Genomic DNA, 24,399 nt, shown 5'->3' with positions numbered 1-24,399 from the left:
CGACCGAAGAACAGATTCCGGCTATTCTCCCCGATCCCTTGAACTTTAACATCTGATTTCATATGTTAACCGCCACGAGTCGTGGCGGCACTGGGAGTGAGCAATGCGAACTGTGCGGAATCTGATCGGCGGCGAGTCGCGGGACGCGCTCAGCGGTGCGACCAGCGAGTTGATCGATCCGGCCACCGGCAAGGTGTTCGGAACGGCGCCGCTGTCGAGCGAGGAGGACGTCGACGCGGCGTACGGCGCTGCGGCGGCCGCAGTCCAGAGCTGGGCCGGGGTGACACCGGGCGACCGGCAACGGATGCTGCTCCGGTTCGCGGACGCTCTGGAAGCACGTGCCGACGAGATGATCGCCGCCGAGTCGCAGAACACCGGCAAACCGCTCGGCCTCACCCGGGACGAGGAGTTCGCGGTCATGGTCGACCAGCTGCGCTTCTTCGCCGGAGCCGCCCGGTTGCTGGAGGGCAAGTCGGCCGGTGAGTACCTGGCCGGTCATACGTCGTGGATCCGCCGCGAGCCGATCGGCGTCGTCGGCCAGATCACGCCCTGGAACTACCCGATGATGATGGCTGTCTGGAAGATCGGCCCAGCTCTTGCCGCCGGCAACACGCTCGTTCTGAAACCTGCCGAGACGACTCCGGTCAGCACGGTCTTGATGGCCGAGATCGCCGCCGGGGTCCTACCTGCCGGGGTCTTCAACGTCGTCTGCGGCGACCGCGCGACCGGTCAGGCCGTGGTCGCGCACCCGACGCCGGGGCTGGTCAGCATCACCGGCTCGACTCGTGCCGGTACGGAGGTCGCCTCGACGGCCGCGCTAGACCTCAAGCGCACCCATCTGGAGCTCGGCGGCAAGGCTCCGGCGGTCGTCTTCGCGGACGCCGACCTGGTCGCCGCGGCCGAGGCGATCGGCGTCGGCGGCTTCTTCAACGCCGGCCAGGACTGTACGGCGGCCTGCCGAGTCCTCGTCGAGGCGTCGGCTCACGACGCGTTCGTCGCGGCCTTGACCTCCTGGGCCAGTGAAAACGCCAGACCTGGGCTGCCGGATGACGAGGATGCGCTGTTCGGCCCGCTCAACAGCAGCCTGCAGCTGGACCGGGTTCGCGGGTTCCTGGCCCGAATGCCCGCTCATGGCGCGATCGCGCTCGGCGGCTCGCGGTCCGGCGGAGAGCTTGCCGACGGCTACTACCTCGACGCGACCGTGGTCACCGGCCTGCGGCAGGACGACGAGATGATCCAGGACGAGGTGTTCGGCCCGGTCATCACCGTGCAGCCCTTCGCCGACGAGGCCGAGGCGCTGGAGCTGGCGAACGGCGTCCAGTACGGCCTCGCCTCCAGCGTCTTCACCACCGACCATTCGCGGGCGCTGCGGATGTCGGCCGCTCTCGACTTCGGCTGCGTGTGGCTCAACACCCATATCCCGCTGGTCGCCGAGATGCCGCACGGCGGCTTCAAACACTCCGGCCACGGCAAGGACCTCTCGCTGTACGGCGTCGAGGACTACACCCGGATCAAGCACGTCATGTCGGCGATCCGATGAGCGCTCCGGTGGAGGAACGAGTGGGGACAGCGGTCAGCCTGCGTGGGCTGCGGAAGAGTTTCGGCGAGGTGGTCGCCGTCGACGGGGTCGACCTCGATCTGGCCGAGGGCGAGTTCTTCTCGATGCTCGGCCCGTCCGGCTCCGGGAAGACGACCGTCCTCCGGATGATCGCCGGGTTCGAGGAGCCGACGGCCGGGCAGATCCTGCTCGGCGGCGTCGACGTCACCGGGCGGCCGCCGTACGCGCGAGATGTGAACACGGTCTTCCAGGACTATGCGCTGTTCCCGCACATGAGCGTGCTGCAGAACGTCGAGTACGGGTTGCGCGTCAAGGGCGTCGATCGGCGGGCCCGGCGTACGCAGGCCGGCGAGGCGCTGGAAACCGTGCGGTTGAGCGGTTTCGGCGACCGGAAGCCGAGCCAGCTGTCCGGTGGCCAACGGCAACGAGTCGCGCTGGCCCGGGCGCTGGTCAACCGGCCGAAGGTCTTGTTGCTCGACGAGCCGCTCGGCGCCCTCGACCTGAAGCTGCGCCGCGAGATGCAGCTGGAGCTGAAGGCGCTGCAGCGCGACGTCGGCATCACCTTCGTGTTCGTCACCCACGACCAGGAGGAGGCGCTGACCATGAGCGACCGGATCGCCGTGTTCAACGGCGGCCGGATCGAGCAGCTGGCCGGCCCGGCCGAGCTGTACGAGCGGCCCGCGACGGCCTTCGTGGCCGGTTTCGTCGGGACGTCCAACCTGCTCGCGGACGACGCCGCGGAAGCGATCATCGGCGTCCCGGGAGTCTTCACCGTGCGGCCGGAGAAGATCCGGCTGCAACCCGCCGGCGCCCCGGCCGAACCCGGTCGCTGTACGGCGCTCGGCGTCGTCCGCGAGGTCGTCTACCTCGGCGCGGCCACGCAGTCCGTGGTCGACCTCGACGCCGGCGGATCCCTGCTCGTCCTGCAGCAGAACGAAGGCGGTTCGGTCCAGGACAAGCTCGAACTTCGCGGTGCCCAGGTCCGCCTCACCTGGCATCGCGAACATGCCGTCGAGATCGGCGGCCAGTAGTCCCCGCCCCCACCAAGTTGGCAAGGAGCAATCGAATGAAGAAGTCATTCGCAGTGGTGAGCTTCGCAGTGCTCGCCCTGCTCGCCGCCTCGTGCGGCACGTCCGGCGGCGACTCCGGCGGATCGGGCAGCAACGACACCGCCGGCGGTTTCACCCCGCCGGACCTGAAGAAACTCGAGACGCTCGGCGCCGGCGAGGGCAAGCTCAGCGTGCTCGCCTGGCCCGGGTACGCCGAGGACGGCTCGAACGACCCGAAGGTCGACTGGGTCTCGTCGTTCGAGAAGGAGACCGGCTGCCAGGTCACGGTGAAGACGTTCGGAACATCGGACGAGGCCGTCAGCCTGATGAAGACCGGTCAGTACGACGTCGTCTCGGCGTCCGGCGACGCGTCGCTGCGGCTGATCGCGGGCGGCGTCGTCGAACCCGTCAACACCGGCCTGATCAAGAACTACGCCGACGTCTACCCGTTCCTGAAGGACCGGCCGTGGAACTCGGTCAAGGGACAGATGTACGGCGTCCCGCACGGCTACGGCGCCAACCTGCTGATGTGGCGGACCGACAAGGTGAAGCCGGCGCCGACGTCCTGGAGCGCGGTGTTCGACGCGAACTCGCCGTACAAGGGCGCGGTGACGGCGTACGACTCGCCGATCTACATCGCGGACGCGGCCATGTACCTGATGGCGACCAAGCCGGAGCTCGGGATCAAGAACCCGTACGCGCTCGACGACAAGCAGTTCCAGGCCGCGGTCGATCTGCTCAAACAGCAGAAGGGGCTGGTCTCGGAGTACTGGTCGGACTACCTGAAGGAGGTGCAGGCGTTCACCAGCGGCAACTCGGTGATCGGCACCACCTGGCAGGTGATCGCGAACGTCGCCAAGGGCGAGAAGGTCCCGGTCGACGTGACGGTTCCGACCGAGGGCGTCACCGGCTGGTCCGACACCTGGATGCTGAGCGCCACGTCGAAGAGCAAGAACTGCGGCTACCTGTGGATGAACCACATCGTCAGCCCGAAGGCGAACGCCGCGGTCGCGGAGTACTTCGGCGAGTCGCCGTCCAACGGGAAGGCCTGCGCGGAGACCGCGGACAAGAACCACTGCACCACGTTCCACGCCGGTGACCAGGCCTACTCGGAGAAGATCTGGTACTGGACCACGCCCATCGAACAGTGCCTGGACGGCCGTACCGACGTGAAATGCGCCGACTACGCCAAGTGGACCCAGGCCTGGACGTCGATCAAGGGATAACTGAGCATGTTGCACCGCCACCCGCGGGTTCGGCTCGCGTTGTTGCTCGGTCCGCCGATGTTGTGGCTCGGGGTCGCGTACCTCGGCGCGCTGGCGGCGCTGTTCGTCACCGCGCTGTGGACGCAGAACGGGTTCACCGGCGTGATCGAGCGGCAGTGGACGCTGGACAGTTTCCGGACGCTGTTCACCGAGGACGTGTATCGGACGATCGCGCTGCGGACGATCGGGGTCGCCGTCCTGGTGACCCTGGTCGACGCGGTGGTCGCGTTCCCGATCGCGCTGTACATGTCGAAGGTGGCGCGTCCGGGGCTGCGGCGGATCCTGCTGGTGGCGGTGCTGATGCCGTTGTGGGCTTCGTATCTGGTCAAGGCGTACGCCTGGCGGGGGATGTTCTCCGAGGGTGGGCTGGTCTCGTCGGCGTTCAACGCGGTCGGGCTGGAGTCGCCGGGATACGGGCTGACGGCAACTGTGGTGACACTGGCCTACCTGTGGCTGCCGTACATGATCCTGCCGATCTACGCCGGGCTCGAACGGCTGCCGAACTCGTTGCTGGAGGCATCGGCCGATCTGGGCGCGCGTACCGGGCACACGATTCGCCGGGTGATCGTGCCGGTGGTGATCCCGGCGATGGTGGCTGGGTCGATCTTCACGTTCAGCCTGACGCTGGGCGACTACATCGCCGTCCGGATCGTCGGCGGGACGAATCAGCTGCTGGGGAACGTGGTCTACGACAACGTGGGGGCGGCGAACAACCTGCCGTTCGCGGCGGCGGTGGCCACGATCCCGGTCGTGGTGATGCTGGTGTACCTGGCCGCGGTTCGGCGTACCGGAGCAATGGAGAACCTCTGATGACACTCTCCGGACCTACCCGCGTCGTCCTGCGGGTGCTGACCGGGTTGATCCTGGTGGCGATCTACGTACCGCTGCTGTTGGTGCTGGTGAACTCGTTCAACGTGAACAAGACATTCGCCTGGCCGCCGCGCGACTTCACGCTGGAGTGGTGGCGGCGGGCGGCCGAGAGCCAGGGCGCGCTCGACGCGCTGTGGGTGAGTGTGCGGGTCGGGCTGGCGGCGACGGCGATCGCGCTGGTGCTCGGCACGATGATCGCGTTCGCCTTGCAGCGCTTCAGCTTCTACGGCCGGGACACCGTGTCGCTGCTGGTCATCCTGCCGATCGCGCTGCCCGGGATCGTCACCGGGATCGCGCTGAACAACGCGTTCCGGACGCTGTTCGGCCTGGAGCTCGGGTTCATCACGATCGTGGTCGCCCACGCGACGTTCTGCATCGTGACGGTCTTCAACAACGTGATCGCGCGCCTTCGCCGGACTGGCTTGCAACTGGAGCAGGCCTCGGCCGACCTCGGCGCCTCCGCCTTCCAGACCTTCCGCCTGGTCACCTTCCCGATGATCCGCTCGGCCCTCCTGGCCGGCGGCCTGCTCGCCTTCGCCCTCTCCTTCGACGAAATCATCGTCACCACCTTCACCGCCGGCGCCAACCAGCAGACCCTCCCCATCTGGATCTTCAACAACCTTTTCCGCCCCAACCAGGCCCCCATCGTCAACGTCGTAGCGGCCGCCCTCATCGTCATCTCGGTAGTACCCGTCTACCTGGCCCAACGCCTCTCCGGCGACACCGACTCCGTCGGACCCGGCCGCTGACTATCCTTCGGGGCATGTCCCGTCGGCCGCTGCTCTGGATCGGCATCGCATCCGTTGCCCGGGGACTGGTCGGCAGCGGGCTCTTCACCTGGTCCGCCCTCCGCCGCCCCGGCACGAAGAACAGGACGTAGACGGGAACGTAGACCGCCTGACGCGCGTAGCGGTGGTCGGGGCGGGCGTGGTTCAGGAGGTACTACCTGTTCTTCGTGCTGTGGGGGTGAAGGGGTTGGTGGAGGTGTAGTCGCCTACGTATTGGGTGGGGAGGGCGGGTTCGCCGCGGGAGAGTTGGCTGGCGTAGCGGGGGAGTTCGTCGCGGACTTTGAGGTGGTGTGTCTGGGATTCGGCGGGGGTGGTGCGGCCGATGATCTCGCCGGATTTGACGAGGGGGCGGAGGAGCTCGCGGTCGTCGCCGTCGTCCTCGGGGAGGCTGCCGACGCCGACCAGCTCGGCTTCGGCGACGCCGGCGGGGTTGCGGCGGCGGAGGGCCCACTTGCGGCCGCCGATCGAGATCTTGTCGACGCTCTTCTTCGCGACCGGGACCATCGCGCCGGTCGCGTCCTCGCGGGCGACGAGTTTGTAGACGAAACCGCAGGTCGGGTAGCCGGAGCCGGTGACGAGCGACGTCCCGACGCCGTAGCCGTCGACGGGCGCCGGGGCGAGGGCCGCGATCTGGAACTCGTCCAGATCGGAGGTGACGATGATCCGGGTGCGGGTCGCGCCGAGCGAGTCGAGCTGCTCGCGGACCTGCCCGGCCAGCGACGGCAGGTCGCCGGAGTCGAGCCGAACGGCGCCCAGCTCGGGGCCGGTCAGCTCGATCGCCGTCCGGACCGCCTCGGCGACGTCGTAGGTGTCGACGAGCAGCGTCGTGCCCTTGCCGAGGGCATCCACCTGGGAGGTGAACGCCTCCCGCTCGGTGTCGTGCAGGAGGGTGAACGAGTGCGCCGACGTCCCGGCGCTCGGGATGCCGTACCGGCGGGCCGCCTCCAGGTTGGAGGTGGTCGCGAACCCGGCGATGTACGCCGCCAGCGCGGACGCGACCGCCGCCTCCTCGTGGGTGCGCCGCGAGCCCATCTCGATACACGGCCGGCCGCCGGCCCACCAGGTCATCCGGGAGGCGGCCGAGGCGACCGCGGAGTCGTGGTTCAGGATCGACAGGAAGACGGTTTCCAGCAGCACCGCCTCGGCGAACGTCGACTCGACCACCAGGACCGGGGAGCCGGGGAAGAAGATTTCGCCGTCGGCGTACCCGGCGATGTCACCGGAGAACCGGTAGGCGGCCAGCCAGTCCCGGGTAGTGTGGTCGACGACGCCGCGATCGGCCAGGAAGGCGATCGCCTGCTCGTCGAAACGGAAGCCGTCGAGCGCGTCGAGGAGCCGGTTGACGCCGGCCACCACGCCGTACCGGCGGCCGTCGGGCAGCCGGCGGGCGAACAGCTCGAAGACCGAGCGGCGCTGCGCCGTGCCGTCCGCGAGGCTGGCCTGCAACATGGTCAACTCGTAGTGGTCCGTCAGGAGCGCGGTCGAGGTGTTCACAAGGGCAGCCTATTGCGAGATCAGATCCGATGATGGAGAGAATGGACCGGTGACCACCGCACCCAGCGAACTCGACAGCCCCGAGGTCGACGAGGCGATCGAGCTCAGCCCACCGTGGGTGACGATCGTCTGGAACGACCCGGTCAACCTGATGGACTACGTCACGTTCGTCTTCCAGACGTATTTCGGCTACTCCAAGGCGAAGTCGGAGAAGCTGATGATGCAGGTCCACGAGGAGGGTAAGTCGGCGGTGTCGAACGGTAACCGCGAGGCGATGGAACGCGACGTCGAGGCGATGCACTCCTACGGCCTGTGGGCCACCTGCGAGAAGTCGTGACGCGCTTCCGCAAGCGGCGCAAGCTCGTCGCGGTCAGCTTCGCCGAGCACGAGGCCGAGATCCTCGCCAACCTGCTCCGCAACCTGGTCGAACTCCTGTACGACGGCCTCCCGCCGCGGGCCACCGAGTCCAGCGACCCGCTGGCCGCCCTGCTCGACTCCGACGGCCCGACCTCCCCGCCCGAGGACATCGTCCTGCAGCGGCTGCTCCCCGACGCCTACGGCTCCGACGACCTGGCCTCGGCGGAGTTCCGCCGCTTCACCGAGCGCGGTCTGCGCGACGGCAAGATCACCGACGCCAAACGCGTCCTGTCCGCCCTCGAGTCCGCCGGCGCCGACGAGATCGCCCTCGAACCCGACGAACAGCTCTCCTGGCTGCGCGCCCTCAACGACCTCCGCCTGGCCATCGGCACCCGCCTCGGCATCGAGGACGACAACGACTACGCCACCTGGGAGAAACTTCCCGAGGACGACCCCCGCCGCCTCACCTACGACCTCTACGACTGGCTCGGCTACCTCCAATCAGCCCTCCTCCACAACATGCGCTGAACGGACACCGCCTCCGGCGGCGACTGCCTCTCCCCGGCGCCCCGCGGCCGCGGGCGACACCTGAGCTGGTTCAGCGGGGGACTGGTGTGACGTGGCTGGTCCCAGCTGTGCGGAGTCCGCCTCCGGCGGCTGCTGCTTGGCGGCGCCTCCCGCACGCCGAGGCACGAGGTGGTTCGGTGGACGGCTGTCGTGAGGGAAGGGGCCCTCTGGTCGTGTGTGGGGATTGGCCTGGCCGCCAGCGGCTAGTGGAGCGGACGCCAGGCACTCACCAACACCGCGGACCAGTGGGTCGGCACGCTCGGCGGCGGCCGGGGTTCGGGTTTCGGGGGGAGTTGGTGAGTGGGGGCGGTTCGGGGCAGCATGCGTGGCATGAGCTATCCGAGGGTGGGGGCGGCGGACTTTCCCGGGGTTGAGGGGGAGGTGCTGGCCTATTGGGCGGCGGATGACACGTTCCGGGCCTCGGTGGCGGGGGAGCCGGAGTTCGTGTTCTACGACGGGCCGCCGTTCGCGAACGGGTTGCCGCATTACGGGCACCTGCTGACCGGGTACGTGAAGGATCTGGTGCCGCGGTACCGCACGATGCGGGGCGCCCGGGTGGAGCGGCGGTTCGGGTGGGACACGCACGGGCTTCCGGCTGAGCTGGAGGCGCAGCGGGTGCTGGGCCTGAAGACGAAGGCGGAGATCCTCGAGCTGGGGATCGAGAAGTTCAACGCGGTCTGCCGGGAGCGGGTGCTCAGGTACGCCGACGAGTGGCGGGCCTACGTCACCCGGCAGGCCCGCTGGGTCGACTTCGACAACGACTACAAGACACTGAATCCGGAGTACATGGAGTCGGTGATCTGGGCCTTCAAGACGCTCTACGACAAAGGTCTGGTATACGAGGGCCTGCGCGTGCTCCCGTACTGCTGGAACGACGAGACCCCGCTGTCGAACCACGAGCTCCGCATGGACGACGACGTCTACCAGCCCCGCCAGGACCCATCCGTGACGGTGGCGGTCGAGCTGGAGACCGGCGAACGTCTGCTCGCCTGGACGACGACCCCCTGGACACTCCCCAGCAACCTCGCGATGGCCGTCGGCCCAGAGCTCGACTACGTAGTAGCCGCCACCCCAGCAGGCCCGGCGATCCTGGCCGCCGCCCGCGCCCAGGCGTACGGGTGCACCGAAATCCTCCGCAGCCTCAAAGGCGCCGAGCTGATCGGCAAGCGCTACACCCCGCTCTTCGACTTCTTCGCCGACACCCCCAACGCCTTCCAGATCATCGCCGCCGACCATGTCACGACGGACGACGGCACCGGCGTCGTCCACCTGGCGCCGGCGTACGGCGAGGAGGACCAGCTCGCCTGCGCCGCCGCCGGCATCCCGACGATCCTGACCGTGGACGACGGCGCCCGGTTCACCGCCGTCGTCCCGCCGTACCAGGGGCTGCACGTCTTCGAGGCGAACCGCCCGATCATCCGCGACCTCGAAGCGAGCGGCGCGCTCGTCCGCGAGGACAGCTACGTGCACAGCTACCCGCACTGCTGGCGCTGCCGGAACCCGCTGATCTACAAGGCCGTGTCGAGCTGGTTCGTCGAGGTGACCGCGATCCGCGACCGCATGGTCGAGCTGAACGAGGAAATCACCTGGACGCCGGAGCACATCAAACATGGCCAGTTCGGCAAATGGCTGTCGAACGCGCGGGACTGGTCGATCAGCCGGAACCGCTTCTGGGGCAGCCCGATCCCGGTCTGGCGCTCCGACGACCCGGCGTACCCGCGGATCGACGTCTACGGCTCGATCGCCGACCTCGAGCGGGACTTCGGCGTCGAGGTGACCGACCTGCACCGCCCGTACGTCGATCGGCTCACCCGGCCCAATCCGGACGATCCGACCGGGAGGTCGACGATGCGCCGGGTGCCGGACGTCCTGGACGTCTGGTTCGACTCGGGCTCGATGAGTTTCGCCCAGGTGCACTACCCGTTCGAGAACACGGACTGGTTCGACAGCCACTTCCCGGGCGACTTCATCGTCGAGTACATCGGCCAGACCCGCGGCTGGTTCTACACGCTCCATGTGTTGTCGACCGCGCTGTTCGACCGGCCGGCGTTCAAGTCCTGCCTGAGCCACGGGATCGTGCTCGGCAGCGACGGGCAGAAGATGGCCAAATCGCTGCGCAACTACCCGGACGTGTCGGAGGTGTTCGACCGGGACGGCGCGGACGCGATGCGCTGGTTCCTGATGTCGAGCCCGATCCTGCGCGGCGGGAACCTGATCGTCACCGAGGCGGGGATCCGCGAAGGGGTCCGCCAAGTGCTGATCCCGCTGTGGAACGCGTGGTCGTTCTTCGCCCTCTCCGCGAACGCCGCCGGTCGGCAGGCCCGTCGTGACACCCGGTCGCCCGACCTGCTGGACCGGTATCTGCTCGCCCGGCTCCGGCTGCTGGTCGCCGACGTCCAGGAGAAGCTCGATCGGTACGACATCGCGTCGGCTTGTGACGCGGTGACGGCGTACGTCGACGTCCTCACGAACTGGTACATCCGGCGGTCGCGGGGCCGGTTCGGCCAGGGCGATCCGGCCGCGATCGACACGCTCTACACCGCGCTCGAGACGCTCTGCCGGGTGGTCGCGCCGCTGTTGCCGCTGATCAGCGAGCACATCTGGCGCGGGTTGACGGGTGAGCGGTCGGTGCACCTGACCGACTGGCCGACGGTGGACGACCTGCCGGACGACGCGGAGCTGGTCGCGCGGATGGAGCAGACGCGGGCGGTGTGCTCGGTGGCATCGTCCCTGCGGAAGGCGGCCGGGGTCCGGGCTCGGCAACCGCTGCTGAAGCTGACCGTGGCGACGTCCGCGGATCTGCGCGAGTTGACGGGGTTGATCGCCGCCGAGGTGAACGTGCGGGAGGTCGTGCTGACGTCGGTGGATGCGGCCGGCGCGCCGGTGTCGCAGCGGCTGACGATCAACGCCCGGGCCGCCGGGCCGCGGTTGGGGAAGGCGGTGCAGGCGGCGATCAAGGCGTCGAAGACAGGTGCGTGGTCGTTGTCCGACGGCGTTGTGGTTGCCGGAGGCATCGAGTTGGCCGAGGGGGAGTACACCCTGGAGGCGACGCCGGCGGCGGATCGTGCGTCGAGTGGATTGTTACCCGGTGGCGGTTTCGTCGTCCTCGACACCACCGTCACGCCGGAGCTGGCCGCGGAGGGGACAGCGCGCGACGTCGTCCGCGCGATTCAGCAGGCGCGCCGGGACGCCGGGCTCGAGGTGGCCGACCGGGTGCGGGTGACGATCCAGGGGGACGCCGCTGTGCTGGCGGCGGTCAGCGCGCATCGCGAGCTGATCGGGCGGGAGACGTCGGCGGATGACATCAGCACGAGGGAGGGCCCTGAGCTGCGTGTCCAGCTGACCTCCTAGGGTTGGCGCCATGGAGACGCGGAAGCTGGGACGAACCGGTCGGGACGTGGGTGTGGTCGGGCTCGGCGCTTGGCAGCTGGGCGCGGACTGGGGCTCGGTCGACGAGAGCGACGCGCTGGCCGTCTTGCGCGCGGCCGTCGAGGACGGCGTCACATTCATCGACACCGCCGACGTGTACGGCGACGGCCGCAGCGAGCGGCTCGTCGGGCAGATCCTCAAGGAGCACGAGGGCCTGACCGTCGCCACCAAGATGGGCCGCCGCGTCGAGCAGCTCCCGGAGAACTACAACCCGGCCAACTTCCGCGCCTGGAACGACCGCTCCCGGCAGAATCTCGGCGTCGACACCCTCGATCTCGTCCAGCTGCACTGCCCGCCGACCCCGGTCTATTCCACCGCCGCCGTCTTCGACGACCTGGACGCGATGGTCGACGAGGGCCGGATCGCGGCGTACGGCGTCAGCGTCGAGACCACTGCCGAGGCGCTCACCGCGATCGCGCGCCCCAACGTGGCGAGTGTGCAGATCATCCTGAACGCGCTCCGCCTCAAACCCCTCGACGAGGTCCTCCCGGCGGCCCAGGAGGCGGGTGTCGCCATCATCGCCCGCGTCCCGCTCGCCAGCGGCCTGCTCTCCGGCAAGTACGACGAGCACACCGTCTTCGCGGCCGACGACCACCGGACCTACAACCGCCACGGCGAGGCGTTCGACATCGGCGAGACCTTCTCCGGCGTCGACTTCGGCACCGGCCTCGAAGCCGTCCGCCGCCTCCTGCCCCAGCTCTCCGCCGACGCCACCATGGCCCAGTTCGCCCTCCGCTGGATCATCGACCAGCCCGGCGTCTCGGTCGTCATCCCCGGCGCCCGCAACCCCCACCAGGTCGCCGGCAACACTGCCGCCGCGGCCCTCCCGCCCCTCACCGCCGCCCAACTCCAAGCCGTCCGCGACACCTACGACGAGCTGATCCGCCCCCAAATCCACGACCGCTGGTAGTCCACATATTGGACGGCCTCCCGGGTTGGCGGGCTCGGCGTGACGGCCCCCGTACCGTGGTGGCGTGTTGATCATCGAGCAGGCGGCGTACGACGCGATCGTCGCGCATGCGCGGCGGGACCATCCGGACGAGGCGTGTGGGGTGGTGATCGGCCCGGAGGGGTCGGATCGGCCGGAGCGGGTGGTGCCGATGCTGAACGCGGCGATGAGCCCGACGTTCTACGAGTTCGATCAGGACGACTGGAAGAAGCTGTACGACGAGATGTGGGACAACGACGAGGAAGCGGTCGTGGTCTACCACTCGCACACGGCGACCGAGGCGTACCCGTCGCGGACGGATGTCGCGATCGCGCAGTTGCCGACGGCGCATTACGTGCTGGTGTCGACGCGCGACGGGGCGGATTCGCTCACCTACGACGGTCCGGTCGAGTTCCGGTCGTTCCGGATCGTCGGCGGTACGGTCACCGAGGAAGAGGTCAAGGTCGTGACGGCCTACGGCGAAACAGGAGAGAACTGAGATGGCGATCGAGTTGCGGGTTCCGACGATCCTGCGCACCTTCACCGGCGGCGAGAAGCTGGTCACCGGCGCCGGGGACACGCTGGCGGCGTTCATCGACGACGTCGAGGGCAGCCACCCGGGGATCAAGGAGCGGATCGTCGAGGGGGAGCCGGCCGAGCTGCGCCGGTTCGTCAACGTCTACGTCAACGACGAGGACGTACGTTTCACCGGCGGCCTGCAGACCGGTGTGAAGGACGGCGACGTCGTCGTCGTGCTGCCCGCGGTCGCCGGCGGCTGACCGTGCGGTTCGACAGCCTGCTCGACTCGGTCGGGGGTACGCCGCTGGTCGGTCTGCCCCGGCTGTCGCCGACCGACGACGTCCGGCTCTGGGCCAAACTCGAGGACCGCAACCCGACCGGCTCGATCAAGGACCGGGCCGCGCTGCGGATGCTGCTGGACGCCGAGAAGGACGGCCGGCTGCGCCCGGGGAACACGATCCTCGAGCCGACGTCGGGGAACACCGGGATATCCCTCGCGATGGCCGCCAAACTGCGCGGCTACCGGATGGTCTGCGTCCTGCCGGAGAACACCTCGGAGGAGCGCCGGCAGATCCTGCGGATGTGGGGAGTCGAGATCATCTCCTCCCCGGCCGCGGGCGGCTCCAACGAGGCGGTCCGGGTGGCCAAACAGGTCGCCGAGGAGCACCCGGACTGGGTGATGCTCTACCAGTACGGCAACCCGTCGAACGCCGCCGCCCACTACGACGGCACCGCGCGGGAGATCCTCGCCGATCTGCCCTCGGTGACGCATTTCGTGGCCGGCCTCGGCACCACCGGCACGCTGATGGGCAGCGGCCGGTTCTTCCGCGAGCACAAACCTGACGTCAAGATCGTCGCGGCCGAGCCTCGCTACGGCGAGCTCGTCTACGGCCTGCGCAATCTCGACGAGGGGTTCGTCCCCGAGCTGTACGACGAGACGCTGATCGACGCCCGGTTCTCGGTCGGGCCGCGGGACGCCGTCCGGCGGGTCCGCGAGCTGCTCGACAACGAGGGCATCTTCGCCGGCGTCTCCACCGGCGCCATCCTGCACGCCGCGCTCGGCCAGGCGGCCAAATGCGTCCGGGAGGGTGAGCGCGCCGATATCGCCTTCGTCGTCCCCGACGGGGGCTGGAAATACCTGTCGACGGGCGCCTATGAGGGCACCATCGACGAGGCGGAGGATCGCCTCGAGGGTCAGCTCTGGGCCTGAGAACCCTTATTCACTTGAGGAAAGCCGGCGTTACGGAGACTTGAAGAGAATCCGGCGGCCGATCCGGGGGTGGACGCCGCGGCCCTTGCAACTCGTGCAGGGACGCTGCGCGTAACTGAAGATGCCGCCGTGGTGACGCCCGGCGCCCTTACAACGGTTGCACTTGGCGTTCGGGTGCAGCGACAACGAGACGACGTACAAGAAGAACGCCGCCATCAGCAGCAGCAGGAAGACACCCATCGGCCCGAGGGACGATGCGATATCTGCGGCCGTGCTGTTGGTTTCGACAGCCTGGTTGGCGGTCTGCCCGGAGGCGGTGACCTGGTCAGGCTGCGGGTTCGGTCCGGCGGTGGTGTTCAGCACCACCGCGATGTGGTGCGCCAGGCTCATGACATCACGAGGGGCGGTCGAACTAACATCGGTCCAGAGTGGCGCGGATCACGTGGATTGGCAATTGCATAACGTAAAGATGTGGACAAGTTCGGCGTGTCGTTTCGTGAGTTCGAATGGGGTGAACTTCAAAACGACCCGAAACCGGGTTCGGTTACGGGTCGCCGCGGCCGGGCTGCCGAGCCCCGGATAAACTCGCGGTCGTGACGGATGCGCCGGTAGGGATCTTCGATTCAGGGTTCGGCGGCCTCACCGTCGCGCGCGCGGTGCTCGACCAGTTGCCGCACGAGCCGATCCTCTACCTCGGCGACACCGCCCGGCAGCCGTACGGCCCGAAGCCGATCGCCGAGGTCCGCGAGTACGCGCTGGAATGCCTGGACCACCTGGTCGAGGCCGGCGTGAAAATGATCGTGATCGCCTGCAACTCGGCCAGCGCGGCGATGCTGCGGGATGCGCGTGAACGGTACGACGTCCCGGTCGTCGAGGTGATCCTGCCGGCCGCGCGGCGCGCCGTCGCCGCCACGCGGAACCACAAGGTCGGCGTGATCTGCACCAAGGCGACCGCGCAGTCCCAGGCGTACGACGACGCCTTCGCCGCGGCGCCGCAGGTCGAGCTGATCACCCGGCCCTGCCCGAAGTTCGTCGATTTCGTCGAGTCCGGCGTGACGTCCGGCCCCGAGCTGCTCGAGGCCGCGCACGAGTACCTCGACCCGCTGGTCGACGCCGGCGTCGACACGCTCATCCTCGGTTGCACGCACTACCCGCTGCTGACCGGCGTCATCTCGTATGTCGTCGGCGACCGCGTCACCCTGGTCAGCAGCGCCGAGGAGTGCGCCAAGGACGTGTACGGCGTCCTCACCAAGACCGGCCTGCTCCGGCCCGACCACCTGCCCGAGCCGAAGCACCGTTTCGTCACGACCGGCACGCCCGCCGAGTTCGAGGCCATCGGCTCCCGTTTCCTCGGCCCGGTCCTGTCGTCGGTCGACCAGTTCGCCTGGGTGCGCTAGGCCGCGGCCCGCTCCCGGCCCTTGTCGAGGGCCGCGAGCAACAGCAGCGCGACGACGATTGCGCCGCCTGCAACGACGTAACACCAGGGCGCGGCCAGGTAGTTCGCCGCGGTGAGCACGGTCGGTCCCTTGTCGGTCCAGAGTTCGAGGATCAGCGCGATGACGCCTTCCCAGATCCCGAAGAACGTCACCACGACCATGGCCAGTCTGTACATTCCCTCGTCCATGGATACGACCGTAACAACGGACCCGTGCGACTTAAGTCTGGGTTTCGCCGTTTCGTCACGGATATCCTGTCGGTGTGCGTGATGAAATGTGTCGGGTCTGCGGCCGGGCGCTGAGCCTGCCCGAGCGCGGCCGGCGGCCCGTGTACTGCTCGCGGGCCTGCCAGGCCAAGGCCTACCGCGCGCGCCGGACGCCGGCCCCGGTGGCGAGCGGGCCGAGTGAGCGGCGGACCGAGATCGCCCGGGTGGTGTGGCAGATCGCCGCCGAGCAGGGGCTGGACGCGGTCAGCATGCGTTCGGTGGCCGCCGCGGCCGGGGTGTCGGTCCGAGTTGTGCAGTATCACTTCGGAACCAAACATCAACTGCTCGTCGACTCGCTGGAGTTGTTGCATCGCACCAACGAACAGCTCGCCGCCGGCCGGATCCAGGCCGACCTGACCGACCCGAAAGCCTTGCTGGGCGCGATTCTGGAGGAATTCCTGCCCCTCGACGCGCACCGCCGGCTGAGCCTGCGCGCCCTTGTCGGGTACTACGCCCGCAGCCTGGCCGACCCGGCGCTGGCCGCGGTCTTCCTGACCGGCGACCGCGCCCTGGAGGACTTCGTCGCGCTGATCCTGCGGTACGCCGAGGAACAGGGCCTGCTCCGGCCCGGGATCCACCTCGCCTCGACCGCCGACCTGCTGGTCGCCGGGGTGACCGGGCTCGGGCTGGATGTTGTCCACGGCACCAGAACCGCCCGGGACGTCCGCGAAATCATTGCCAGGCAACTGGATCAGCTGTTCCGCGACGCGACCGGCTTGCCTGCAAAGGTCGCAACCCGCCGGTAATCTTCAAGATATGAAGCTCACCGTGCTCGGCTGCTCCGGGTCAGTCCCCGGGCCGGACTCGGCCGCCTCGAGCTATCTGGTCACTGCCGAGGACTTTCACCTGGTCCTCGACCTCGGCAGCGGCGCACTCGGATCGCTCCAGCGGCATATCGCCGTCCCGCAGATTGGCGCGATCGGCCTGTCCCACTTGCATCCTGACCACTGTATGGACCTGTGCGGCCTGTACGTCGCGGCGAAGTACGCGCCGGGTTCACCGATTCCCCGTATCCCCGTGTTCGCCCCGCCCGGCGCGGCGGAGCGAATGGCGCTGGCCTACGACCTCCCGCTCGACCCCGGGATGGAGGAGGAGCTGGATTTCCAGCCCTGGCAGGAGGTTCAGCAGATCGGCCCGTTCACGGTCCGGACGGCACCGATGGTGCACCCGGTGCCGGCGTACGCGATTCGGGTCGAGCACAACGGAAAGACGCTGGTCTACACCGGTGACACCGGGCCGAACGAAGCGCTGATCGAGCTGGCCCGGGGCGCCGACCTGCTGTTGTCCGAAGCCGCCTTGCCGGACGACAACCCCAACAATCCCGTCGATCTGCACCTGTCCCCGTCCGATGCCGGCGAACACGCGAAGAAGGCCTGCGTGAAGAAACTCGTCATCACCCATGTCCCGCCGTGGTTCGACCGGGCCACCCAGGCCGAGAACGCCCGGCGCACCTACCCCGGCCCGATCGAGATCGCCACTCCACACGCAGTCTTCGACATCTAGCCGTTGTTGTGCTCCGCAACGACCGGTCCGGCGACCCCTGCCGCCGCGCCGGTGCGATCGGCAACAAACCCCGCCTCGAGCCGATCGCCCTGCCGCAGGCCGAAGTGTTCCGCCGCTGATCCGCCGCGGACGACGAGTTCGGCGTACCCGTCGCCGGAGCTTCCGGGGATCAATCCCGCCTGCTGAAGCGGTACAGCAGTCAGGTGCGGGTGCCGGGTGACACCGTCGAGAGCGATGCTCTCGGGTCTCCGATCGAGTTTGCAGTTGCCGAAATTGTCGACAACGGTCACGATCGGGCCTACCTCGGGGGTGTCGGGAATCGCGGTCGGCGTGGCCGGGATCGGCGTCCCGTCGAGGACCCATTTCGCGAGCAGCGGCAGGTACCAGAGACTGCGGAACTGGGTGTCGGTGATCCGCTGCGCCTCGGTGTCGTCGAGGCGGGTGGTGGCGAGAACCTCGGCGATGTCGGTGACGTGGAGCTTGGCGACGCCCAGCTCCCGGCGTACCAGCTGGAGTGCGCGCGGGTTGAACGTCGTGGCGACCAGATGCGAGCCGTAGTGGAAGTAGCCGAAGGGGACGCCGTTCGGCCAGTGGCCGTCGCGGGGCGCCAGGTTGAGCAGCGTGATGGTCGGGTGGGCCGCCTGGCCGAGTGACTCGGTGGCGCGCAGGCAGTCGAGCAGGGTGAGCGCAGCGAAGGACTCCGGGTCCGGACCGTCCAGCGCGATGATGGTCGGGGACTGGCCGAAGAGTGCGCCGATACGGGTGCTGAGCCGGGCGCGGGCGTTGCCGTCGTGACAGTCGGTCAGGTAGGTGATCTGAGGCATGGGCTGAGGCTCCTGGGGTGTGTGTTTGCCGGAAATGCGAAGAGGCCCCCGAAATCGGAGGCCTCTCGCTGCAAGCACACGTGCCTACGCCGCTGACGGACCTCCGAATCGGGGGCTCAGCATTCGCATCGCGGCGTACCTGGTCACGTTGTAGAAGATAGCACCCTCATCTGGCCTGTCCGCCGTCGAAGTAGCGCACCAGCTCCGGAGCGAGCTCAGGGACGTCGACAGGGACGCCGTTCGAGCGCAGTGAGGTCGTAGCGGCGTACCCGGCGGCTACTGCGGCGCGGGCCGCGATTGGGGAGGTCAGAGTGGCGCCGCTGTCCCGGACGAAGCGGATGAACTCGTCGACCAGATGTGGGTCGGCACCGCCGTGGTGTTCGGTCTCGCCGGCGATTTCGACCACCTGGTCGGCGTCCTCGCGGTAGCCGGAGCGGCGGCTGTTCCAGACCTTCACCACGCCGCCTGCGGTGTCACCGAAGTTCTCCAGGCGGCCGTGGGTGCCGATGACGGTGTAGTTGCGCCAGTAGTCCGGAGTGAAGTGGCACTGCTCGTACGTCATCAGTACGCCGTTGTCGAGCAGCAGATTGGCCGAGGAGAGGTCCTCGACATCCATGACCGGCGCCAGGCCCTTCTGCTCCAGCGGGGGCCAGTTGTCCGAGCTGACGAAGTCGGCGAACCGCTGGCCGGAGCGGTCGAGCCGGTCGGTGATGCCGCCGTACAGGGTCAGGGCGCCCATCGCGTTGACGCGCGTCGTGTAGCCGCCGGCCAGCCAGTGCATCACATCGATGTCGTGGGCACCCTTCTGCAGCAGCAGGCTGGTGGTCCGGCGGCGGTCGGCGTGCCAATCCTTGAAGTAGAAGTCGCCGCCGTGGCCGACGAAGTGGCGGCACCAGATCGCCTTGACGTCGCCGATCGCGCCGTCATGGATCAGCTGTCGCATGGTCTGGACGACGGGCATGTGGCGCATGTTGTGGCCGACGTACAGCCGGGCGCCGGAGTCGTAGGCCGCCTGCAGCACGCGGTCGCAGCCCTCGGTGGTGATCGCCAGCGGCTTCTCCACGAACACGGAGACGCCGGCGGTGAGGAAGTCGATGGCCGGCCCCTCGTGCAGGTCGTCCGGTGTGGTCAGGAAGACGCCGTCCAGCTTCAAGTCGAGCAGTTCGGCGTGATCGGCGTACGCCGTCGCCTCGGGATACAGCTCGAGCGTCTGCTCGCGCTGCCCGGCGACCGGGTCGGCGACCGCTACCACCGCCGAGCCCTGGCCGGGCCGGTGGGCATACTGCGCGATGCGGCTCCGGGCGCCGAGCCCGACCACACCGAACCGAAGATCAGTCATCAGCCAGCAACTCCTGCACGTAGATGTTTGTAACACCCTAACTCCGCGCAATTGCGTCCTTCAATCACCCGTCCTCCCACTGGAATTGCCTTCCTGGTCACCCAGGCAACATCGGAGTCTCGCTCCGTGCGCGCACCATGGCGGAATGTGAGCCTCCACTACGTGGCACTTGGGGACTCGACCACCGTTGGGGTCGGGGATCCGATGAACGGCAGCAGTACGACCGATCTTTCCGGTGCGGGAGCGCGGTCCGGTGAGGGGTGGCGGGGCTGGGCCTCGCTGCTCGCCGAATCGCTGGCCAGCTCCCACCGTGTGACGTTCTCCAACTTCGCGACCAGTGGCGCGACCGTCAACCTGGTCGCGACCGAACAGCTCCCCGAGACCGGCAGCGGGCCGATCGATCTGGCATCGCTCATCGTCGGGGTCAACGACACCCTGCGCTCGACGTTCGACCCGGGGCGGATTCGTGAGCACCTGCACGTGTGCGCCGAGCAGTTGACCGCTCGGGGCGCGCTGCTGCTCACCGTCCGGTTCCACGACCATGGTCAGGTCTTCGGCCTGCCGAAATGGATGCGGCGGCCGCTGTGGCAGCGCATCGAACAGGTGAACCTCGCCTACGACGACCTGTACGCCCGGTACGGCGGCGTCCGGCTGGACATGGCCGACTACCCCGAGGTGTATCGGCGGGACTTCTGGAGCATCGACCGATTGCACCCGGGGGAGCGTGGGCACCGCCACCTGGCCCGGATCTTCGCCGACGAGCTCGCCGTCCGCGGCCTGCGGATCGACGTACCGCCGGCGCTGGACTGCGCTTACAAGCCGCCGAGCAAGTGGGCGGACACGGTCTGGATGGTGCGGGAGGGTGTGCCGTGGATCGGGCGCCGGGCCGGCGATCTGGTCCCGTTCGTCGCCCGGATGGGGATGGGTGCACTAACGACAGGAGGTAGGGCCTTCGGCCCGACTGCGCTGAGCGGCGGCAGCCCCGCCGCAGGCCTGCCGGCGGGGACCACCTCCTGTCCTTGGAGCTCTTCCAATGCGGAGGTCCAGCGCTTGGAGGCATAGGGTTCGGTCCATGGCTCGTATCGACGGACGTACCCCTGATCAGCTCCGCCCGGTGACACTGACGCGGCAGTGGCTCGACCACGCCGAAGGCTCGGTGCTGGTGGAGTTCGGGAAGACGCGGGTGCTCTGCGCGGCGAGTGTGACCGAAGGGGTTCCGCGCTGGCGCAAGGGCTCCGGGCTCGGGTGGGTCAGCGCGGAGTACGCGATGTTGCCGCGCGCCACCAACACCCGCTCGGACCGCGAGTCGGTGAAGGGCCGGATCGGCGGCCGGACGCATGAGATCTCCCGGCTGATCGGGCGGTCGCTGCGCGCCGTCATCGACTACAAGGCGCTCGGCGAGAACACCATCCTGCTGGACTGCGACGTCCTGCAGGCCGACGGCGGCACGCGGACGGCCGCGATCACCGGCGCCTACGTCGCGCTCGCGGATGCCGTGTCGTACCTGCGCGACCGCAAGCTGCTGAAGAGCGAGCCGCTCACCGGCACGGTCTCGGCAGTCTCGGTCGGGATCATCGACGGCGCCCCGATGCTCGACCTCTGCTACGAGGAGGACGTCCGGGCCGAGACCGACATGAACCTCGTCATCACCGGTGACGGCAAGTTCATCGAGGTGCAGGGCACGGCCGAGGGCGCGCCGTTCGACCGCGCCGAGCTGGACAGCCTGCTCTCGCTGGGCGTCGCGGGCTGTGCTGACTTGGCGAAGCTGCAGCAGGAGGCGTTGGCGTGACAAAGGTTTTGCTGGCTTCGAACAACAAGAAGAAGCTCGAGGAGCTGCGGCGCATTCTGACGCCGATCGTGCCCGGGATCGAGGTGCTCGGGCTGGGCGACGTCCCGGCGTACCCGGAGCCGCCGGAGACCGAGCCGACGTTCGAGGGCAACGCGCTGCTCAAGGCGCATGCGGCGCTGGCCGCGACCGGCCTGCCGTCGATCGCCGACGACAGCGGAATCTGCGTCGACGCGCTGAACGGGATGCCGGGCGTCCTGTCGGCGCGCTGGTCCGGCCCGCTGAAGGACAACGACGCGAACAACCAGCTCCTGCTCGGCCAGCTGGAGGACGTGCCGGAGGAGCGCCGCGGCGCGTCGTTCGTGGCGGCTGTCGCCTTCGTCCGGCCCGGTGCGGCCGACGAGCTGGTGCTCGGCGAGATGCGCGGCTCGGTGATCCGCGAGGTCCGCGGCTCGGGCGGCTTCGGGTACGACGTCCTGTTCGCGGCCGAGGGCTACGACCGGACGACGGCCGAGCTGTCGATCGAGGAGAAGGACGCGATCAGCCACCGGGGCAAGGCCCTGCGCGCGCTCGCGCCGATCGTCGCGAAAGCATTGGGGGCCTGACATGTTGTTCGCCGGAACCGATCGCGAAGGTGTCGAGGACGGCTGGATCACGTCGGCGTACCGGCGCTGGTCCGAGGCCCGGGTGGTGGAGGGCCGCATCTACCGGACCAACGCCGGCCGCATCCAGATCGACAGCATCAGCGAGATCAACCCCGCGCTGATCGCCGACAACGACCCCGACGTCGCCCTCGCCGACCGCCGCAACGCCGGCGACATCCTCCGCCGCCTCCGCGGCGAGGAGTCCTGGCCGACCTTCCTGATCCGCTTCCACCTGGTCAAAGGCCCCGACCCCCGCGAAGAGCTCGCCGCCCAGACCGACCTCACCGCCGAAGACCTCACCGAGCTCACCGAACGCCTGGCCCGCTTCGACGCCGCCAACCCCCACGGCCCCTGGACCACCGCCACCCTCCGCCTCATCCAGTCCACCCCCGCCACCCGAGCCGCCGACCTCGCGGCCTCCCTCGGCCGCGAAACCGCCCCCTTCAAACTCGACGTCCGCAAACTCAAGAACCTCGGTCTCACCCACAGCCTCGAAGTCGGCTACGAACTCTCCCCCCGAGGCGCCGCCTACCTCAAGACACTCGGCTAGGCGCGTCGGCGAGTTTCAGCCAGATGACGCCGAGGATGATCAGGCCCAGCCAGAGGGACTGGGGGAGGGTGAGGGACTGGTCGAAGAAGGCGGGGCCGAGGGCTGCGGCGCCGGCGGCGCCGATGCCGGCCCAGACGGCGTAGCCGATGCCGACTTCGATGGTGCGCAGGGCGGTGCTGAGGGCCCAGAGGGTGAGCAGGAAGAAGACGACGGCGACGAGGGACCAGCTCAGCCGGGTGAAGCCGTGGCTGCCGCCGACGGCGAGGGCGTAGCCGATCTCGAAGGCGCCGGCGAGTAGGAGCATGAGCCAGGCGTTGGCTGTGGAGCGCATGGGGGTTCCTTTCGCGGTCATGCCGCACCGCTGAGTTGGAGGCCGACGACGCCGGCGATGATCGCGGCGATGCCGAGGGCTTTCCGCCAGCTGAGCCGCTGGCCGAAGAGCAGTGCGCCGAGCAGGGTGATTCCGACGCCGGACACCGACGTCCAGAGCGCGTAGCCGACGCCGACGTCGAACGTCAGCAAGGCGCGGCTGAGGAAGAACGTCCCGAACGCGCCGCTGACCAGGGTCACGATCGTCCAGCGGCGGTTGGTGAACCCTTGGGCCTTACCGGCCGCGATCGCCACCACCACCTCGAAGACCACCGCGACGGCTAGGTAGAGCCATTCCATCTGTAGATCCTTTCAATGCATGTACATGCAAGTACTTGACGAAGAATACGGTACGAAACCCGGGCTCGTTCTGCCAACTCTTTGCATGAACATGTAATCTGAGGCCATGGCAACCCCGGCCGTCGCCCTCGCCTCCGACCGCAGCGCATGGGACCGCGTCCTCGCGCTGCACGCCCGTGTCGAACGCGAGCTGGCCCAGGCCCTCCAAACCCGCCACGGCCTGGCCCTCTCCGACTACCGCTCCCTCGAACACTTGGCGGCGTCGTCCACCAACGAGCTCCGCATGCAGGAGCTGGCCGACAAGGTCGGCCTCAATCAGTCGTCGGTCACTCGCCTGGTGTCCCGCCTCGAAACCGCCGGCTACGCCTACAAAGACCTCTGCCCCTCCGACAAGCGCGGCGTCTACGCCGTCATCACCCCTGAAGGTCGCGAGCGCCACGCCCAAGCCCGCGCCACCTACGCCGAAGTCCTCTCCGCCACCCTCAACCAGCACGCCACCGACCCCACCCTGGCGCCGACCGTCCAGGCCCTCCGCACCGCCCGGTGATGCGCGCTCGGGCCGGCCTATCCGAGTAGCTCGTCGAGAAGGGCGCGGACGCGGGTGTCGATCTCGTCCCGGATCGGGCGGACGGCGTCCAGGCCTTGGCCGGCCGGGTCGTCGAGTTTCCAGTCGAGGTAGCGCTTGCCTGGAAAATAAGGGCATTCGTCGCCGCAGCCCATGGTGATGACGACGTCGGCGGCCTGTACGGCGTCCTCGGTCAGCGGCTTGGGGAACTCCTTGGAGATGTCCAGGCCGAGCTCGGCCATGGCCTCGACGACCGCGGGGTTGAGCTGGTCGGCGGGCTGGGAGCCGGCGGAGCGGACGACGACGCGGCCGGCGGCGTGGTGGTCGAGGAGGGCCGCGGCCATCTGAGAGCGGCCGGCGTTGTGTACGCAGACGAAGAGGACCTCAGGCATGGCGTTGGTTGGTTGCGGGAACGGCAAGCAGGCTGGCGATCCACTCCAGCCGCGCCGGGATTGGCCAGTAGTAGACCCACGTCCCGCGGCGCTCGCAGTCGACCAGCCCGGCCTCGCGCAACACCTTCAGATGGTGCGAAATGGTCGGCCCGGAGACGTCGAAGTGCGGGGTGATGTCACACACGCACACCTCCCCTTCGGCGGACGCAATGATCGACATCAGCCGCAACCGCACCGGATCACCCAACGCCTTGAAAACCCCGGCCCCGACCCCCGCAGCCTCCGCCGCGAGCGGTGCCACCGAGATCGGCGTACAGCACTCTTGTTTCGACACATGTCTATCTTGACTTCCATCTAATCAAGATGCAAGGTGGGTGGCGTTAATTAGATG

Annotated in this window: 29 protein-coding genes; 20 read left to right on the top strand and 9 right to left on the bottom strand. The window is 68.6% G+C overall.

Features of this window, described 5'->3' with window-relative positions; translation table 11 throughout:
- Positions 1–103: 103 nt before the first annotated feature.
- From HPO96_RS06715 to HPO96_RS06695, 5 genes are read left to right on the top strand one after another with little or no spacing between them, the layout of a single operon-like run.
- Positions 104–1,540 (top strand): gamma-aminobutyraldehyde dehydrogenase, encoded by a 1,437-nt coding sequence (locus HPO96_RS06715; protein ID WP_171671904.1) that lies wholly within the window; start codon positions 104–106, stop codon positions 1,538–1,540.
- A gap of 8 nt (positions 1,541–1,548) precedes the next feature.
- Complete coding sequence (locus tag HPO96_RS06710; protein ID WP_337796522.1) at positions 1,549–2,589, top strand: ABC transporter ATP-binding protein; 1,041 nt, start codon at positions 1,549–1,551, stop codon at positions 2,587–2,589.
- Positions 2,590–2,624: 35 nt separating this feature from the next.
- Positions 2,625–3,833 carry an ABC transporter substrate-binding protein gene (locus HPO96_RS06705; RefSeq protein WP_171671901.1) on the top strand — a complete coding sequence of 403 codons (1,209 nt, stop codon included), beginning with the start codon at positions 2,625–2,627 and terminating at the stop codon, positions 3,831–3,833.
- Between the two features lie 6 nt (positions 3,834–3,839).
- The gene (locus tag HPO96_RS06700) at positions 3,840–4,682 is read left to right on the top strand and encodes an ABC transporter permease (RefSeq protein ID WP_171671899.1); all 843 of its coding nucleotides are present in this window, start codon (positions 3,840–3,842) and stop codon (positions 4,680–4,682) included.
- Positions 4,682–5,491: an ABC transporter permease gene (locus HPO96_RS06695; protein WP_171671897.1), complete on the top strand. Its 810-nt coding sequence runs from the start codon at positions 4,682–4,684 to the stop codon at positions 5,489–5,491. Before HPO96_RS06700 ends, HPO96_RS06695 begins: the two co-directional genes overlap by 1 nt.
- Before the next feature lie 183 nt (positions 5,492–5,674).
- Here the strand turns inward: HPO96_RS06695 and HPO96_RS06690 are convergent, their stop codons facing one another.
- A complete protein-coding gene (locus HPO96_RS06690) occupies positions 5,675–6,979 on the bottom strand; it encodes a nicotinate phosphoribosyltransferase (protein WP_202885731.1) in 1,305 nt (434 codons plus the stop codon).
- A gap of 94 nt (positions 6,980–7,073) precedes the next feature.
- Between HPO96_RS06690 and clpS the strand changes: the two genes are divergently transcribed.
- From clpS to HPO96_RS06655, 7 genes are all read left to right on the top strand, one after another.
- On the top strand, positions 7,074–7,361 hold the full coding sequence (clpS, locus tag HPO96_RS06685) for an ATP-dependent Clp protease adapter ClpS (RefSeq protein ID WP_171671894.1): 288 nt from the start codon (positions 7,074–7,076) through the stop codon (positions 7,359–7,361).
- Complete coding sequence (locus HPO96_RS06680; protein ID WP_171671892.1) at positions 7,358–7,909, top strand: DUF2017 family protein; 552 nt, start codon at positions 7,358–7,360, stop codon at positions 7,907–7,909. Before clpS ends, HPO96_RS06680 begins: the two co-directional genes overlap by 4 nt.
- A 369-nt stretch (positions 7,910–8,278) precedes the next feature.
- A complete protein-coding gene (gene ileS / locus HPO96_RS06675) occupies positions 8,279–11,299 on the top strand; it encodes an isoleucine--tRNA ligase (RefSeq protein ID WP_171671891.1) in 3,021 nt (1,006 codons plus the stop codon).
- Between the two features lie 10 nt (positions 11,300–11,309).
- Complete coding sequence (locus HPO96_RS06670) at positions 11,310–12,287, top strand: aldo/keto reductase (RefSeq protein WP_171671889.1); 978 nt, start codon at positions 11,310–11,312, stop codon at positions 12,285–12,287.
- Positions 12,288–12,351: 64 nt separating this feature from the next.
- Positions 12,352–12,804: a Mov34/MPN/PAD-1 family protein gene (locus HPO96_RS06665; RefSeq protein ID WP_171671887.1), complete on the top strand. Its 453-nt coding sequence runs from the start codon at positions 12,352–12,354 to the stop codon at positions 12,802–12,804.
- Between the two features lies 1 nt (position 12,805).
- Positions 12,806–13,084 (top strand): MoaD/ThiS family protein, encoded by a 279-nt coding sequence (locus HPO96_RS06660; RefSeq protein WP_171671886.1) that lies wholly within the window; start codon positions 12,806–12,808, stop codon positions 13,082–13,084.
- Positions 13,085–13,086: 2 nt separating this feature from the next.
- Positions 13,087–14,034 (top strand): pyridoxal-phosphate dependent enzyme, encoded by a 948-nt coding sequence (locus HPO96_RS06655; RefSeq protein ID WP_171671884.1) that lies wholly within the window; start codon positions 13,087–13,089, stop codon positions 14,032–14,034.
- Between the two features lie 30 nt (positions 14,035–14,064).
- On the opposite strand, the gene HPO96_RS06650 is transcribed toward HPO96_RS06655, so the two are convergent.
- Positions 14,065–14,424: a hypothetical protein gene (locus HPO96_RS06650; RefSeq protein ID WP_171671883.1), complete on the bottom strand. Its 360-nt coding sequence runs from the start codon at positions 14,422–14,424 to the stop codon at positions 14,065–14,067.
- Positions 14,425–14,627: 203 nt separating this feature from the next.
- Here HPO96_RS06650 and murI point away from each other — a divergent pair, with 203 nt between their 5' ends.
- Complete coding sequence (murI, locus tag HPO96_RS06645) at positions 14,628–15,431, top strand: glutamate racemase (RefSeq protein ID WP_171671881.1); 804 nt, start codon at positions 14,628–14,630, stop codon at positions 15,429–15,431.
- Here murI and HPO96_RS06640 read toward each other — a convergent pair.
- Positions 15,428–15,658, bottom strand: coding sequence for a hypothetical protein (locus tag HPO96_RS06640; RefSeq protein WP_171671879.1), 231 nt, complete (start codon positions 15,656–15,658; stop codon positions 15,428–15,430). The genes murI and HPO96_RS06640 overlap by 4 nt on opposite strands.
- Before the next feature lie 74 nt (positions 15,659–15,732).
- On the opposite strand from HPO96_RS06640, the gene HPO96_RS06635 reads away from it, so the two are divergent.
- Positions 15,733–16,482, top strand: coding sequence for a TetR family transcriptional regulator C-terminal domain-containing protein (locus HPO96_RS06635; RefSeq protein WP_202885517.1), 750 nt, complete (start codon positions 15,733–15,735; stop codon positions 16,480–16,482).
- A gap of 10 nt (positions 16,483–16,492) precedes the next feature.
- Positions 16,493–17,239 (top strand): MBL fold metallo-hydrolase, encoded by a 747-nt coding sequence (locus tag HPO96_RS06630; protein ID WP_171671878.1) that lies wholly within the window; start codon positions 16,493–16,495, stop codon positions 17,237–17,239.
- Here the strand turns inward: HPO96_RS06630 and HPO96_RS06625 are convergent.
- A complete protein-coding gene (locus HPO96_RS06625) occupies positions 17,236–18,063 on the bottom strand; it encodes a hypothetical protein (protein ID WP_184999613.1) in 828 nt (275 codons plus the stop codon). The two genes, HPO96_RS06630 and HPO96_RS06625, sit on opposite strands and share 4 nt — an antisense overlap.
- Before the next feature lie 166 nt (positions 18,064–18,229).
- Entirely contained in the window at positions 18,230–19,402 is a 1,173-nt protein-coding gene (locus HPO96_RS06620; RefSeq protein ID WP_171671876.1) for a Gfo/Idh/MocA family protein, read from the bottom strand.
- A gap of 162 nt (positions 19,403–19,564) precedes the next feature.
- On the opposite strand from HPO96_RS06620, the gene HPO96_RS06615 reads away from it, so the two are divergent.
- From HPO96_RS06615 to HPO96_RS06600, 4 genes are read left to right on the top strand one after another with little or no spacing between them, the layout of a single operon-like run.
- Positions 19,565–20,464, top strand: a complete 900-nt coding sequence (locus HPO96_RS06615) for an SGNH/GDSL hydrolase family protein (RefSeq protein ID WP_337796521.1) — start codon at positions 19,565–19,567, stop codon at positions 20,462–20,464.
- Between the two features lie 10 nt (positions 20,465–20,474).
- Positions 20,475–21,191 (top strand): ribonuclease PH, encoded by a 717-nt coding sequence (gene rph / locus HPO96_RS06610; protein WP_171671873.1) that lies wholly within the window; start codon positions 20,475–20,477, stop codon positions 21,189–21,191.
- The gene (gene rdgB, locus HPO96_RS06605) at positions 21,188–21,793 is read left to right on the top strand and encodes an RdgB/HAM1 family non-canonical purine NTP pyrophosphatase (protein WP_171671871.1); all 606 of its coding nucleotides are present in this window, start codon (positions 21,188–21,190) and stop codon (positions 21,791–21,793) included. The genes rph and rdgB overlap by 4 nt, the downstream gene beginning before the upstream one ends.
- A gap of 1 nt (position 21,794) precedes the next feature.
- On the top strand, positions 21,795–22,382 hold the full coding sequence (locus HPO96_RS06600; protein ID WP_171671865.1) for a hypothetical protein: 588 nt from the start codon (positions 21,795–21,797) through the stop codon (positions 22,380–22,382).
- Here HPO96_RS06600 and HPO96_RS06595 read toward each other — a convergent pair.
- Together HPO96_RS06595 and HPO96_RS06590 are read right to left on the bottom strand one after the other, a co-directional pair.
- Entirely contained in the window at positions 22,366–22,713 is a 348-nt protein-coding gene (locus HPO96_RS06595; protein ID WP_171671863.1) for a DMT family transporter, read from the bottom strand. The two genes, HPO96_RS06600 and HPO96_RS06595, sit on opposite strands and share 17 nt — an antisense overlap.
- Before the next feature lie 17 nt (positions 22,714–22,730).
- On the bottom strand, positions 22,731–23,051 hold the full coding sequence (locus HPO96_RS06590; RefSeq protein WP_171671862.1) for a DMT family transporter: 321 nt from the start codon (positions 23,049–23,051) through the stop codon (positions 22,731–22,733).
- Between the two features lie 106 nt (positions 23,052–23,157).
- On the opposite strand from HPO96_RS06590, the gene HPO96_RS06585 reads away from it, so the two are divergent.
- Positions 23,158–23,598 carry a MarR family winged helix-turn-helix transcriptional regulator gene (locus HPO96_RS06585; RefSeq protein WP_171671860.1) on the top strand — a complete coding sequence of 147 codons (441 nt, stop codon included), beginning with the start codon at positions 23,158–23,160 and terminating at the stop codon, positions 23,596–23,598.
- A 17-nt stretch (positions 23,599–23,615) separates the two neighbouring features.
- On the opposite strand, the gene HPO96_RS06580 is transcribed toward HPO96_RS06585, so the two are convergent.
- On the bottom strand, positions 23,616–24,008 hold the full coding sequence (locus HPO96_RS06580) for an arsenate reductase ArsC (protein WP_171671858.1): 393 nt from the start codon (positions 24,006–24,008) through the stop codon (positions 23,616–23,618).
- Positions 24,001–24,342 (bottom strand): metalloregulator ArsR/SmtB family transcription factor, encoded by a 342-nt coding sequence (locus HPO96_RS06575; protein ID WP_171671857.1) that lies wholly within the window; start codon positions 24,340–24,342, stop codon positions 24,001–24,003. Before HPO96_RS06575 ends, HPO96_RS06580 begins: the two co-directional genes overlap by 8 nt.
- Positions 24,343–24,399: the final 57 nt, after the last annotated feature.

The organism is Kribbella sandramycini (genome assembly GCF_013131805.1).
GTDB lineage: Bacteria > Actinomycetota > Actinomycetes > Propionibacteriales > Kribbellaceae > Kribbella > Kribbella sandramycini.
This window is presented reverse-complemented; position numbering and strand designations above follow the sequence as displayed.